Genomic DNA, 11,843 nt, shown 5'->3' with positions numbered 1-11,843 from the left:
TTGCGGTGCGCGAACTCAAAGCCGCCTTATCCGCAACGGGTCGTTTTGAATTCCACCTGCCGCTAGGGCAGATTGTCCCGCATCACGATGTCGATCCTGATCTTCTCCTGTTCGCGCAAGATCGGCTCGCCACGGGCGAGCGCGAGCAGCACGCGCACGGCGGCGCGCGCTTCATGTCCGGGGTTCTGCGAGATCGCGGCATGCATCACGCCCTGCAGCAGCAGCCGGCGCGTCAGCGCGGTGAGGTCGTGTCCGACGAACACCACCTGCTTGTCGCGGCCGGCATCGCTCAAGGCCTTTTCATTCAAAGCGTTGGCGACACCTTGGGTGCCGGCGCCGACATTATAAAGACCCACGATGTCGGCATGCCGGCTCAACAGCCGCGCCAACAATTGTTCCGAACGCGCGTCCTCGTCGCGTCCTTCGAGCACCGGCAGCACGCTGAGGCCGGGGAATTCAGAGGCCATCACCTGGTTGAAGCCAAAAATGCGCTCGGCATGGTCGCGCAGGCCCTGCGAACCCGCGACGATCGCGACCTTGCCGGACTTTTGTCCGACCAGCCGCCCGACCAGCGCGCCGGCGGTGCGTCCCGCGGCAATGTTGTCGATGCCGACATAATGGTGCCGGCGCGACGACGGCACGTCCGAGACCAGCGTCACGACCTTGGCGCCGGCATCGACAAGATCGTCGATGGCGGCGCGGACGCCGGGATGATCCAGCGCCACCACGGCGATGCCGTCGTAATCGTCGGAGAGCCCTTCCAGGGAAGCCGCGAGCACGGACGGATCGAACACGTCGGTTGCGACCGTCTCGACGCCGAGGCGGCGGGACGACAGCCAGCCCGACATCTCGCCGAGATAGTCCTGGATCTGCTGCATGAACGGATTCGGCCCCGACGGCATCACGAAGGCAAAACGGCGGGCGCGGCCGCGGGCGAGCTCGGCGGCGGCCACATGCGGCTGGAACGAATTGCGCTCGATCGCCTCTTTGACGCGCCGGACCGTATCCGGCCGCACGCCCGGCCGATTGTGCAGGACGCGGTCCACCGTCGCGAGGCTGACGCCGGCCTGGCGGGCGATGTCCTTCAGCGTCAGCGCGGTCGTGGTGAGCGTCTCGGCCATGGCTGAAGGCTAGCAGAGGTGTTTTGAGGTACGCAACTCATTTTGAGGGCGACAGGCATTTTCCGGCAGCTGAGTCCAGGAACAGCCGCTTCCGTCCGCCGTTTCTGCCCCGTGCGTAACGATATCACCCATGATCCCGGCGAGGGATTGAGCCCGACGCTCGAGCGCAACATCCAGGCCCTGGTCGAGCGCCGCCGCCGCGAGCAGCGCGGCGCCAAGGGTCAGGAAAAACTTGCCGATGCGATCACGGCGTTCACCGGCAGCATGGCGTTCGTCTACCTCCACGTCGCGGTGTTCGGCTTCTGGATCATTGCCAATCTGCACTGGCTGCCGGGAATCCCGGCCTGGGACGAGAGCTTCGTGGTGCTGGCGATGATTGCTTCGGTCGAGGCGATCTTCCTGTCGACCTTCGTGCTGATCTCGCAGAACCGCATGAGCGCAGCAGCGGACAAGCGCGCCGATCTCGATCTCCAGATCAGCCTGCTCGCCGAGCACGAATTGACCAAGGTTGCTCGCCTCCTCACGCAGATCGCCGAGCGGCTCGACGTCCAGCCCGATTCGAAGCGCGATCTGGAGGAGGCAAGCCGCGACATCGCCCCCGAGCGCGTGCTCGACAGGATCGAGGAGACGCGTTCCTGAGCTAGCGGCTCGCCGACAGATCCAGGGTCAGGAACAGGCTGTTGGGATCGTCGACATAGCCTTGGAACGGGCCGCAGAGGACAAAGCCATGCGCCCGGTAGAGCGCGTGCGCCGGCTTGAAATAATCCCACGAGCCGGTCTCGAGGCTGAGCCGCGCCATGCCGCGCGCGCGGGCTGCCGTGATGATGTGGCGGAGCATCTCACCGCCAAAGCCGCGCCGGCGCGTGGTCTCGAGCGTGTGCATCGACTTCACCTCGCCATGCGCTCCCGACAGCGACTTCAGCGCCCCGGTGGCGACCAGCGTGTCGCCGTCCCAGCCGGTCCAGAACGCGACTTCCGGGGCACGAAGCCCGGCGAGATCAAGCGCATGCGCACTGCCCGGCGCGGTCTGCGCTCGCGCCGCCGTGACGTGATGGTCGAGCAGCGCGATGACGCGCGGATCAAAGGTGTCGCCGGTGCGGATCTGCATCGTCAGGGCCTCACATCTTGCCGTAGGACGCGCCGCGGCGCGTGATGATGACGTAGCGCGCATCCTGTCTGGTCTCGTTCTCGAAGATCACCGCGCGCATCACGTCAAAATCGAGACAGTCGCCTTCGCGCAGGCGAACCGCCTTGGCGTCGATGTGCACGGCGATCGCGCCCTCCAGCATCAGGAGCTGCTGGGTGAAGGCATTGCGCCCCCAAGGGCTGTATGGCACCCGCGCACCCGCCGGCAAATCGACGACGATGATCTCGATGCCGCTCGCCGCGTCCGTCGGCGAAGCGTGGCGGCGGCGATAGCCGCTATCGGGATCGCGCCAGTGCGGCTGGTCGGCGAGCCGCACCAGCCGCTCCGGCGGCTTCTCCGCGAGCGCGACGACGTCGCTCAGCGTGACATCGAGCGCCGCGCAGAGCTTGTTGAGCAGCGCAGCCGTCGCACTGCTCTGCGCCCGCTCCACCCGCCCGATCATCGCCCGGCTGACGCCGGAGCGCGCGGCAAGCTCGTTCAACGTCATGCCGGCCTGCGTCCGCACCGTTTTCAACCGACGACCGATCGCGCGATCGAGCTTTTGCTGGTCCATAGCCCTATCCGAACGTTGTTTCGGCAGCCGCATTTGCTTGGGAGAGAGCCTAGTGCGGGAAACAGCGAATGCCGGGGATGAGATGCTAATATATTAGAATTTCGGCGCACGCGAATGCATCCTCGGCGCAAAATCCGTTCATCGTCCTCGGGATTCGACCGTCGCGTTCGTCCAGCGACAGGCGCTTGCGAGCCTAGCGCGGACGGCATCGACGCCGGCGAGCTCGAAGATGGCGCTGGTGTTGCGCCCCGCACCGTCGGTAACGGAGATAGACGCCTTTCCGGCGCGCAATGCGCGCACCAATTGGACCGGATCCTCCGGCATGGACGCCGTGCGACCGTCGGATGCCAATCGCCAACGCATTGGCCGCGCCGTGATCTGGTCGGGAGAGATCGCGACGTCGACTTCCCCTCCGCGCAACGCGCGCCAGAGGCCATTGGAGCCGAGGGACAGCTCGGTCCGCTGGTTACGGCAACGTAGCACGAGCATTTCTGGTGCATTGGCCGTCACGGGGGCAAGCGCATACAATTTGGCGACGAAGAGCGGCGAGAAGTCCCTTGGAGACGTGGTCTCGCTGATCAACCAGCCCTCGGCGATTGACGGTCCCGCGATTGCGTCGTCCCGATTGGCCGGCGTCATCGCCGGCGCCGGTTCAGCTTCGAGTGGCAACGGCTGCATATCGGCTTGCGGTTTGGAGGGGATATCGCTGGGTTGTCGGACCTCGTCTTTGTTGGCGAACAGGCTATCGAGGCACCGTTTCTCCGCGCTGTGTGCCTTCAGCCTGCATCCGAGACGCAGCGCGGTGTCGATGCCCGCCTGATCGCAGGCGGCTTCCGCTGCACGCGTCTGGGCAAAGCACTGGTCCAGACCCCTAAGCGTGCTGGAGGCGGATTGACCATGGGCTTCCGCGATCTCAAGGCTGGCGAAAAGGACGGCGGCGAGCCGTCTCATGGACGTCCCGTCCGATTGGACATTGGGGACTCCTGCCAGTTCTCAGCCGCCTTGAGGCGCTGGAGTCCGGGAACGCCCGCACCGGGATTGGCCTCCTTCCACTTCGGATCGAAGCCGGACGCGCGCAGCTGATCGAGCCTGCTGAACAATTCATTCACGAAAGCCGTGACCCTGTCATGGCGTGGGGTGCCAGGATTCCAGTTATAGGCGACCAGCACCGTCGGCACCGCGATCGTCTCGATATCCCGCCCTGCTTGCACCAAAGCAGGATAGTCGGCCGACGTTAGAGAGGCCGGCACATAATAGTCCGCCAGCTTGGCACCCCAGGGGACCGGCAGGAACTTGAAGCCGTCGTCCCATTTGCGTTTGACGAACGCGTCCACCGGCTTCGACGTGACGAAAACCACAGCCGCCATCTCGCCTTTGCGCATCTGCTCCAGCGCGGCCGGGTGAGGCACGAAGGCCTTCTCCACTTCGATGCCGAGACGACTGAAGATGAGTGGACCCGAATAGGCGGCGGCCGTGCCCTGCGTGTTGAAGTTCACCTTCTTGCCCGCGAGGTCGGCCAGCGAATTGATCTCTGGACGCACGAAGACATGCAGCTCCGACGGGAATAGGTTCATCACATGCACGATGCGCTTTCCTATCTCGGGCACCTGCGCGCGATACTCGTCGAGCGAATCGCTGTTGATGATCGCGATGTCGATCCCCTTCAGATAGAGCACATCGTTGACATTCTCGGTCGGTCCGCGCGTCACCACCGGAAGCACGTGCACCTTTCCGCTCTCGTTGACCACGCGCGAGATCTCGGTCGCGAAGCGGAGCGGTGCGCCTTCCAGGAGCCCGGCGGCTAATCCGACCGTGCCTGCATTGATGCGATCTCTCACGTCCTCTTCGGCCGTCCGCTGTTGAGCGGGCCGCACCGACCGGTTCCCTCGCGCGGGCGCCAACGCGACCGATTCCGCCGTCTGTTTGGCAGCGCCGGGCCTTGTGGCAGTTTGGGCGGACGCGGGCAACGCGAATAGCGACACGGCCAGCACGAACAGCAGCTTGCGCATCATCCCGGCCTCCCCTCGTTGGTTCCTGTCTACGGCCGGACGTAGCTCCAGCCCTTTTCCTGCAGCTCCATCATCCGCACGACACCCGAGGCAACCATGGAAGCCTCCGGCAGCAGCTCGAGCGGCTTGCCTTCCTTCTTTTCCATCCCCTCCCGAGTGACGCCGCATGCGGCGAAGCGAACCTTGTTCGGGAAGGCGAGGTCCGTCATGGCGTGAATGCGATCGGCGACCGGCGTCGTGTCCTTGCGCAGCATGTGCAATCCAGGACCGAACGCCACGATTTCGACGTCGGCCTCTTCGCCCTTCTTGCGGTAATAGTCGAGCACATTGGTGGCGTTGTTGAGCGCGAGATTCATCACGGCGGCGTCGTTCTGGTTGACCTGGATCACGAGCCGATGCGGCGCCGCCTTGACCGGGCGCACGGCTGCTTGCTTCCTGGGGATCATAGCGTGGGCAGAAGTCGCAGAGGCCGGCGGCTGTTGCACCGAGCTCATGGCATACACCGAACCGATTGCGAATGTCGCGAGCATAGCTGCGGCGATATGGATTCGTGCATCACGCATGGACCATCTCCGTCTGCGATTTGCGCTCGACCCGGAGTGCAACTCGCTTGATCCGGACCAGGCCCTCAGTGAGCCCGCAGGTGTTGCGCACTGGACTTGCGTTGGCGGTGACCCGGACCGGGAAACATGAACTCCCGGCCCGCCCTTCGACAGCCTGCAGTTCGTGCTAAGCGCAATGGATTAAGCGCAGCGAGCGTCAGCTCCACGTCCCATTGCGCCCGGGCGGATCGCCAAGGGAGACTTCAAGTCAGTGCGACTGTGCTGCGGCCAAGGCTTTGGAGCGGGCGAAGGGAATCGAACCCTCGTATGCAGCTTGGGAAGCTGCCGTTCTACCATTGAACTACGCCCGCGGATGCGCAGCCTGCGCCCGCTCTGATTAGCCGAGACGGCGCATCTCGCCAAGCGCTTTGGCGCAGCCCGCCTAGCCCTTCTTGAGTTTCCGTCAAGATTTTGGGTGCGCCGGATTGTGGCGGTGTTATGATCGCCTGTCTGGGGAGACGTGCACTGAGTGGGGCGTGTGCATGGTGGGGCGTGGCTACGCGATATTCGACACGACCATAGGGCGCTGCGGCATCATCTGGAGCAGCACCGGTATCGTCGCCGTGCAATTGCCGGAGGCGCGGGAGATCGACACCCGCCGCCGGATTTTCCAGGTCCATCCCGAGGCGCGCGAGCAGCGGCCTTCCGCGAACGCCGCGTTCGCGATCGAGGGCATCGTGGGCTTGCTGCAAGGCAGCGATGCTGATTTTTCCGAGGTCAGCCTAGACGCGAGCGGGGTGCCCGGTTTCAACCGGCGGGTCTATGAAGCCGCCTGCGCCATCCCGCGCGGGGAGACGCGGACCTATCACGAGATCGCCAAGACGCTGGGCGCCTCCGGCGCCGCGCATTCGGTGGCGCAGGCAATCGCGAGAAATCCCTACATGCTGATCGTGCCGTGCCACCGGGTGCTGGAGGCCGGCAATTACACCGACCGGCTCTCGCCCTATGGCGGGGTGATCTCCAAGCGGCGGCTGCTGTCGCTGGAGGGCGCCCATCCGATCGCCAGCAAGACGCTGTTCGACGTCCTGCTGCCCGTTGCCCCGCCGAGACCCTCCACCTAGATAGGCGGGATGGATGCAACCACGCTGCTGACCACGCCCTCGATGACCGTCTCCGAGTTTCGCTGCGACGCGGGACCGGACGACAGCCCGTTTGCGGAGTGCCGCACCGGCCATTCCATCGCCTATGTCCGCGCGGGCAGCTTTGGCTGTCATTGCCGCGCCGGCTTCTTCGATCTGGTCGCGGGCTCGATGCTGGTCGGCGCGCCGGGCGAGGAATACACCTGCACGCATGAGCACGTCTCAGGCGATGTCTGCCTGTCCTTTTTCCTCAGCGAGGATCTGGTCGAGGCGCTCGGCGGCCGGCGCGACGTCTGGCAGCTCGGCGCGACGCCGCCGCTGCCCGAGCTGATGGTGCTGGGCGAACTCGCCCAGACGGCGGCAGATGGCAACAGCGACCTCGGTCTCGACGAGATCGGTCAGATCCTCGCCGGCCGCTTCGTCGATGTCGTCTCGGGCAAGGCGCGCAAGCCGACGACGCCGACCGCGCGCGACCGCCGCCGGGCCGTGGAAGCCGCGCTGTGGATCGACGCCAATTCGCATGCCGAGGTCGACCTCGAACAGGCCGCGCGGCAGGCCGGGCTCAGCCCGTTCCATTTCCTGCGGCTGTTCTCCGCCGTGCTCGGCGTCACCCCTCATCAATATCTGGTGCGCTCGCGGCTGCGGCACGCGGCGCGGCTGCTGACCGACGACGACATCGCAGTCACCGACATCGCCTATGACGTCGGCTTCGGCGATCTCTCCAACTTCGTCCGCACCTTCCACCGCGCCGCCGGCGTCTCGCCGACCAAGTTCCGTCAGGCCTCGAAGGGAGAGCGCAAGATTCTCCAAGAGCAGCTCGCCCTCAACTGACTAGGTTCGTCTCCGGCGCGCGCCGATTGCGGCGCGCTTTGGCAATGGAGACGACCATGTACGACCATATCGGATTGCGCGTTGCCGACCTCGATGCCGCCACGCGCTTCTACACCGCGGTGCTGGCGCCGCTCGGTTACGTCCTGTGCTCGAGTGGCGATGGTTATGCCGGCTTCGGGCCGAAGGGCGCGCCGGCGCTGTGGCTGCACCTGAACAAGGGGCGCAAGGCCGATGGCGCGCATATCGCGTTTCGCGCAGGCGATCATGATTCGGTCAAGGCGTTCCATAGCGAGGGCCTGAAGAGCGGCGGCCGCGACAATGGCGGCGCCGGCCCGCGCAAGGATTACAGCCCAACTTACTACGCGGCGTTTTTGATCGATCCCGATGGCAACAATGTCGAGGCGGTTTGTGTGTGAGTACGCTCCGTCATTGCGAGGAGCCCTTGCGACGAAGCAATCCAGACTCCAACCGCGGAAACATCTCTGGATTGCTTCGCTGCGCTCGCAATGACGGTGTGCTTGGCGACCACCCTCGCAAATCAAGGATACTTACCAATGGCCTCCATCCACCACGACATTCCCCTCCCCGCCCCGGCGCGCGACGTCTGGGATGCGGTGCGCGATTTCGGCGCGCTGCATCGGCGGCTGGCGCCGGGCTTCGTCACGGCCTGCACGCTCGACGGCGACGCGCGCGTCGTCACCTTCGCCAATGGCTCGGTGGCGCGCGAGGTGCTGGTCGATTGCGACGAAGCCGGGCGGCGGCTGGTCTACGCGATCAACAACGAGCGTCTGAAGCATTACAGCGCCTCGGTGCAGGTGATCGCCGAGGGCGAGGCGAGATGCCGCCTGGTCTGGATCATCGACATGCTGCCGAACGAGCTCGCGCCTTATGTGCAGGGACAGACCAAGGACGCCGTCGCCGCCATACACCGAGCGTTTCCAGCCGCGGCTGCGTGATCTTTCTCACGGAGCTCAGCCCTCGTCCGCACTAACCATGGCGGCGTGCGTCCGGTTGGCTCCGCTCTCCCGGCGGCGCCCCGCACGCGAGGAGCAGGCCATGAGAGGTGCGGACAAGGTGATCTGCCAGGCGGCCGCCGTGCTGCTGATGTTTTCGATTTCGAGCGCGCCGGCAAAGGCGCAGTTCCTCGGCGGCGGAGGTGCCGGCGGCGAGGACATGATGACCCAGATGGCGCCGATGCTGGAGATGATGAAGGCCAAGATGGGCAAGCGCCGCTTCGGCATGATGATGCAGACCATGGGCCCGATGATGAGCCGCATGATGGAGAATGGCGGTGGTGGTCTTGGCGGCATGATGGGCGGCGGCGGAATTGGCGGCCTCGGCGGCGGCAATCTCGGCGGCGGTTTCGGTGCGCCCAATTACGGCGGCTACGCGCCGATGGCCGGAGGCGGCACCATGCCGACCGGCATGGGCGGCATCGGTGGCGGCGATATCATGGGCATGCTCGGCGGTGCCGGTGGCGGCGACATGATGGCGATGATTCCGCAACTGATGCGGCTCGCCAATGTCGGCGGCGGTGGCGGCCATCGCCGCCACAGGCATCGCTAGTCCGTAGCGGCCGACAGAGCCGGCCTGATCGCAGGTTTGGTTTGGCGCGGTCCCCAGCGCGTCAGCACCACGCTGGAGCACGAGAGCAGGCCGAGCACGACCATCGAGCTCGCCGCCAGCCAGAAGAAGTTTTGCGCGGTGGCATCATGCGTCGACAGCCACCAGCCGACCGCCGAGATGTAGATCAGCCGCGCAGTCTGCGCCAGCACCGGTCCGATCACCTTCGCAGCGCCCTGCGACGAGAAATACATCGTCGAGGCGAGGCCGATGAAGGCGTAGAACGGCGCCACCGTCGACAAATATTGATGGCTGGTGGCGCGCACGGTCGCGCTGTCGGTGAAAATGTTGACCCAGAGATCGGGGAAGGCCGCGACCAGGCACGCCGGCGCGCCGACGGCAACGAAGGCGCTCGCCGCCGCGATCCAGGCGATGCGCCGGGCACGGGCGATGCGGCCGGCGCCGACCGCCATGCCGATCATCGGCACCGAGGCGATGCCGAACGAGAACGCGATCGAGGTCAGCAGGAATTCCAGCCGCGCACCGATGCCGTAGCCGGCGAGGATCGCGGTGCCGAATTTCGCAAGCATGTGGGTGAAGATCGAGATCGTCAGCACCGATTGCAGCGGCGAAAAGCAGGCGATGGCGCCGACTTTGAGGATGTCGAAAAACATCGCCCATTGGATGCGAAGTCCGCGCAGCTTCGGGGTCACGCGGGCGCGGCCGGAGAACAGGTACCAGCCCATCACGCCGATATTCATGCAATAGGCAATCAGCGCGCCGGCGGCGACGCCGCGCATGCCGAATTGCGGCACCGGACCGAGGCCGAGACCGAGCGTGCCGCCGAGCACGATCTGCCAGGCCGCAGAATTGAGGATCAACAGCGACGGCAGCTTCATGTTGCCGGTGCCGCGCAGGACGCCGGCCATGGTGTTGAGCAGCCAAGGCAGCACGGCGCCCCCGAAAAACACCTGGGTGTAGGCGATCGCATGCGTCAGCACATCGCCGCGGCCGCCGAGCATTTCCAGAACGCGCGGCCCGAAGATCAGCATGCCCAGCATGAAGACGAGGCCGAAGCTGATGCCGATCAAGAGCGCGTGCGCGGCGAGCGTCCCGGCGCGCTCGCGATCGCCGGCGCCGAGCGCGCGCGCGATCGCGGAGGCCACCGCGCCGCCCATCGCACCGCCCGACATGGTCATGGTCAGGATCACTGTCGGAAACACCAACGCCATCGCGGCCAGCGCTTCCACACCAAGACGTCCGATATAAGAGGTCTCCGCAATCACGGTGCAGGTGCCGGCGGAGAGCGCGACGACGTTGGGCCAGGCGAGCCCGAGCAGCGTGCGCAGGATCGGCCCGTCCATCAGCGCGCTCCTGACGGGGCGCGGAGGCGGCGGCAGCGGACGCTCCTGCTCATCGACCGGGATTTCGGCGATGTCTGACATGTCCTCTCCGGGCGAAAGCGCCATTTGCGGCGCAGCAATGCTTAGGTGTGCCAATGAATTGGTTCGCGCTCAGGGCGCAACGAGAGGCTTGTTAGCACGACACGCAGCGATTCCTCCTGCGCCAGGTGCAGGCGTGCCCTGCGGCAGCGCATTTCGTGGAGGAATTGGACTCCTCTTTCTTTTCCCTCTCCCCGTTCTTACGGGGCCGCGACGAGCTTCGCTCGCGCTGAGAGGGTTGGGTGAGGGGCTGCTTCAGCAAATTCGGTGACGTCTGCCCTCGCGGAGACTCCCCCTCACCCGGATTGCATCTTCGATGCAATCCGACCTCTCCCCGCAAGCGGGGCGAGGTGAAGGTGCCGTGGCGGCCGTCGTCTACCCAATCGTCCAGAGCAATGGCGGACGGCCGCCCGTTGTCGGGGACAGGTGCACGCCGATGTGCCGCCCGCATCCGGCCGCGAGCCCTTCGAACAACCCCGCCAACACCTTGGCGCAAGCTGGGTGGTGATCGGCGACGTCGTCCATCAACCTCCAGCTCTGCTGACGGATTTCGAACGTGCCTTCGGATCGCGTCGTCTCAGACGCATCGTCCTGCGCGACCAACAGCGCGTTGAGGAACGTCGCGAATTCGCTCGCACCGCCGCGGCCCATCGACAGCGCCGCAGCGACCTCGTCGAAATATTGCATCCCGATCAGCTTGCCCGTGAGGTGCAGGAGATAGCCGGCATCCTCCGGGCCGAACAGCTGCACCATCACGGGTGCGGCGGTGCGCACATATTCCATCGCATAATTGCGATAGGCTTTTTCCAGTCGCGGTCTTGGCCAGCTTGCGACCGGCAAGGCCGGAGCCGCGGCTGCATCGAACAGCGGCGCTTCGAGATGCCGTGCGAACACGAGGCGCTGGTCGAGCTCGAGCGGTTGGTCATATTGGTAATAGTAGCCTTCGAGCCCATCCTGGCCGTCGACGCTCTGCTTGGTGCAGACGAACCCCAATCTGGTATCGCCGAGCGCCACGCCGTTGTTGGCGTGCCAGCCGCGCAGCATCGCGCGCGAGACTTCGCCCGGCACGCCGCAGATGGCAGTGCCTTTCCAGATCCAGCGCGGCGGCGGATAGCGGATCCAGGCTTTGCGATCGCTCTCATACATGTATTCGACGTGCACGCCGCCGATCCAGTTCGAGAGGTAGTGATATTGCGCGGCTGCGACTGCTGGCGGCAGATGGCTCAGCCCGAGCTTCTCCAGCCCCGGCAGGAAGCGCTCCTGCTGCTGGCGGCGGAACACGCGAAAGACGAACTCCGCAGCATCCGCCGTGCCGCGACGCGTGACCACGGTGAGGATCAGGCCGGTGAAATAGGCGTGATAGAGATCGGCAACCGCGCGCCAGCGTTTCCACTGAGCTTCCTGCGCGGGGTCAGATGCGGCGGTCATGTTCGCTCCCGATCGTTGTTTTGATCGAGTGTGTCACTGCAGCCGGTGTCGGACAAGCTGAGCCGCAC

The 11,843-nt window shown here is 65.5% G+C and carries 14 protein-coding genes and 1 tRNA gene; 6 read left to right on the top strand and 9 right to left on the bottom strand.

What is annotated here, in order from left to right; all coding sequences use genetic code 11:
* Positions 1 to 62: 62 nt before the first annotated feature.
* On the bottom strand, positions 63 to 1,121 hold the full coding sequence (locus AC0L3U_RS26900; protein ID WP_473363848.1) for a LacI family DNA-binding transcriptional regulator: 1,059 nt from the start codon (positions 1,119 to 1,121) through the stop codon (positions 63 to 65).
* A gap of 111 nt (positions 1,122 to 1,232) precedes the next feature.
* On the opposite strand from AC0L3U_RS26900, the gene AC0L3U_RS26895 reads away from it, so the two are divergent.
* Entirely contained in the window at positions 1,233 to 1,760 is a 528-nt protein-coding gene (locus tag AC0L3U_RS26895) for a DUF1003 domain-containing protein (protein WP_473363847.1), read from the top strand.
* Position 1,761: 1 nt separating this feature from the next.
* Here AC0L3U_RS26895 and AC0L3U_RS26890 read toward each other — a convergent pair whose 3' ends face one another.
* The 6 genes from AC0L3U_RS26890 to AC0L3U_RS26865 form a co-directional block, all read right to left on the bottom strand.
* Positions 1,762 to 2,229 (bottom strand): GNAT family N-acetyltransferase, encoded by a 468-nt coding sequence (locus AC0L3U_RS26890; RefSeq protein ID WP_473363846.1) that lies wholly within the window; start codon positions 2,227 to 2,229, stop codon positions 1,762 to 1,764.
* A gap of 10 nt (positions 2,230 to 2,239) precedes the next feature.
* A complete protein-coding gene (locus tag AC0L3U_RS26885) occupies positions 2,240 to 2,821 on the bottom strand; it encodes a helix-turn-helix domain-containing protein (protein ID WP_473345605.1) in 582 nt (193 codons plus the stop codon).
* Between the two features lie 138 nt (positions 2,822 to 2,959).
* Positions 2,960 to 3,772: a hypothetical protein gene (locus tag AC0L3U_RS26880; protein ID WP_473363845.1), complete on the bottom strand. Its 813-nt coding sequence runs from the start codon at positions 3,770 to 3,772 to the stop codon at positions 2,960 to 2,962.
* On the bottom strand, positions 3,769 to 4,833 hold the full coding sequence (locus tag AC0L3U_RS26875) for a TAXI family TRAP transporter solute-binding subunit (protein ID WP_473363844.1): 1,065 nt from the start codon (positions 4,831 to 4,833) through the stop codon (positions 3,769 to 3,771). The genes AC0L3U_RS26880 and AC0L3U_RS26875 overlap by 4 nt, the downstream gene beginning before the upstream one ends.
* Positions 4,834 to 4,859: 26 nt before the next feature.
* Positions 4,860 to 5,393, bottom strand: coding sequence for a DsrE family protein (locus tag AC0L3U_RS26870; RefSeq protein ID WP_473363843.1), 534 nt, complete (start codon positions 5,391 to 5,393; stop codon positions 4,860 to 4,862).
* Between the two features lie 276 nt (positions 5,394 to 5,669).
* Positions 5,670 to 5,743 (bottom strand) — tRNA-Gly (locus tag AC0L3U_RS26865).
* A gap of 171 nt (positions 5,744 to 5,914) precedes the next feature.
* Between AC0L3U_RS26865 and AC0L3U_RS26860 the strand changes: the two genes are divergently transcribed.
* The 5 genes from AC0L3U_RS26860 to AC0L3U_RS26840 all read left to right on the top strand — a co-directional run bounded on the left by AC0L3U_RS26860 (position 5,915) and on the right by AC0L3U_RS26840 (position 8,908).
* A complete protein-coding gene (locus AC0L3U_RS26860; protein WP_247404420.1) occupies positions 5,915 to 6,493 on the top strand; it encodes a methylated-DNA--[protein]-cysteine S-methyltransferase in 579 nt (192 codons plus the stop codon).
* A gap of 9 nt (positions 6,494 to 6,502) precedes the next feature.
* Positions 6,503 to 7,342, top strand: a complete 840-nt coding sequence (locus tag AC0L3U_RS26855) for a helix-turn-helix transcriptional regulator (RefSeq protein WP_473363842.1) — start codon at positions 6,503 to 6,505, stop codon at positions 7,340 to 7,342.
* 56 nt (positions 7,343 to 7,398) lie between these two features.
* Positions 7,399 to 7,758, top strand: a complete 360-nt coding sequence (locus AC0L3U_RS26850; protein WP_473363841.1) for a VOC family protein — start codon at positions 7,399 to 7,401, stop codon at positions 7,756 to 7,758.
* 138 nt (positions 7,759 to 7,896) lie between these two features.
* On the top strand, positions 7,897 to 8,298 hold the full coding sequence (locus tag AC0L3U_RS26845; RefSeq protein ID WP_473363840.1) for an SRPBCC family protein: 402 nt from the start codon (positions 7,897 to 7,899) through the stop codon (positions 8,296 to 8,298).
* A 100-nt stretch (positions 8,299 to 8,398) separates the two neighbouring features.
* A complete protein-coding gene (locus AC0L3U_RS26840) occupies positions 8,399 to 8,908 on the top strand; it encodes a hypothetical protein (protein ID WP_473363839.1) in 510 nt (169 codons plus the stop codon).
* On the opposite strand, the gene AC0L3U_RS26835 is transcribed toward AC0L3U_RS26840, so the two are convergent.
* Both AC0L3U_RS26835 and AC0L3U_RS26830 read right to left on the bottom strand, forming a co-directional pair.
* The gene (locus AC0L3U_RS26835) at positions 8,905 to 10,350 is read right to left on the bottom strand and encodes an MATE family efflux transporter (RefSeq protein ID WP_473363838.1); all 1,446 of its coding nucleotides are present in this window, start codon (positions 10,348 to 10,350) and stop codon (positions 8,905 to 8,907) included. The genes AC0L3U_RS26840 and AC0L3U_RS26835 overlap by 4 nt on opposite strands.
* A gap of 372 nt (positions 10,351 to 10,722) precedes the next feature.
* The gene (locus tag AC0L3U_RS26830) at positions 10,723 to 11,775 is read right to left on the bottom strand and encodes a hypothetical protein (RefSeq protein ID WP_473363837.1); all 1,053 of its coding nucleotides are present in this window, start codon (positions 11,773 to 11,775) and stop codon (positions 10,723 to 10,725) included.
* Positions 11,776 to 11,843 lie beyond the last annotated feature (68 nt).

It is taken from the genome of Bradyrhizobium sp. Kon69 (genome assembly GCF_055807515.1).
This window is presented reverse-complemented; position numbering and strand designations above follow the sequence as displayed.

Coding starts and splice junctions, on each gene's coding strand:
- AC0L3U_RS26855 (WP_473363842.1), top strand. CDS start 6,503: ATGGATGCAACCACGCTGCTGACCACGCCCTCGATGACCGTCTCCGAG.
- AC0L3U_RS26870 (WP_473363843.1), bottom strand. CDS start 5,393: ATGCGTGATGCACGAATCCATATCGCCGCAGCTATGCTCGCGACATTC.
- AC0L3U_RS26860 (WP_247404420.1), top strand. CDS start 5,915: ATGGTGGGGCGTGGCTACGCGATATTCGACACGACCATAGGGCGCTGC.
- AC0L3U_RS26845 (WP_473363840.1), top strand. CDS start 7,897: ATGGCCTCCATCCACCACGACATTCCCCTCCCCGCCCCGGCGCGCGAC.
- AC0L3U_RS26890 (WP_473363846.1), bottom strand. CDS start 2,229: ATGCAGATCCGCACCGGCGACACCTTTGATCCGCGCGTCATCGCGCTG.
- AC0L3U_RS26830 (WP_473363837.1), bottom strand. CDS start 11,775: ATGACCGCCGCATCTGACCCCGCGCAGGAAGCTCAGTGGAAACGCTGG.
- AC0L3U_RS26880 (WP_473363845.1), bottom strand. CDS start 3,772: ATGAGACGGCTCGCCGCCGTCCTTTTCGCCAGCCTTGAGATCGCGGAA.
- AC0L3U_RS26840 (WP_473363839.1), top strand. CDS start 8,399: ATGAGAGGTGCGGACAAGGTGATCTGCCAGGCGGCCGCCGTGCTGCTG.
- AC0L3U_RS26850 (WP_473363841.1), top strand. CDS start 7,399: ATGTACGACCATATCGGATTGCGCGTTGCCGACCTCGATGCCGCCACG.
- AC0L3U_RS26835 (WP_473363838.1), bottom strand. CDS start 10,350: ATGTCAGACATCGCCGAAATCCCGGTCGATGAGCAGGAGCGTCCGCTG.
- AC0L3U_RS26900 (WP_473363848.1), bottom strand. CDS start 1,121: ATGGCCGAGACGCTCACCACGACCGCGCTGACGCTGAAGGACATCGCC.
- AC0L3U_RS26885 (WP_473345605.1), bottom strand. CDS start 2,821: ATGGACCAGCAAAAGCTCGATCGCGCGATCGGTCGTCGGTTGAAAACG.
- AC0L3U_RS26875 (WP_473363844.1), bottom strand. CDS start 4,833: ATGATGCGCAAGCTGCTGTTCGTGCTGGCCGTGTCGCTATTCGCGTTG.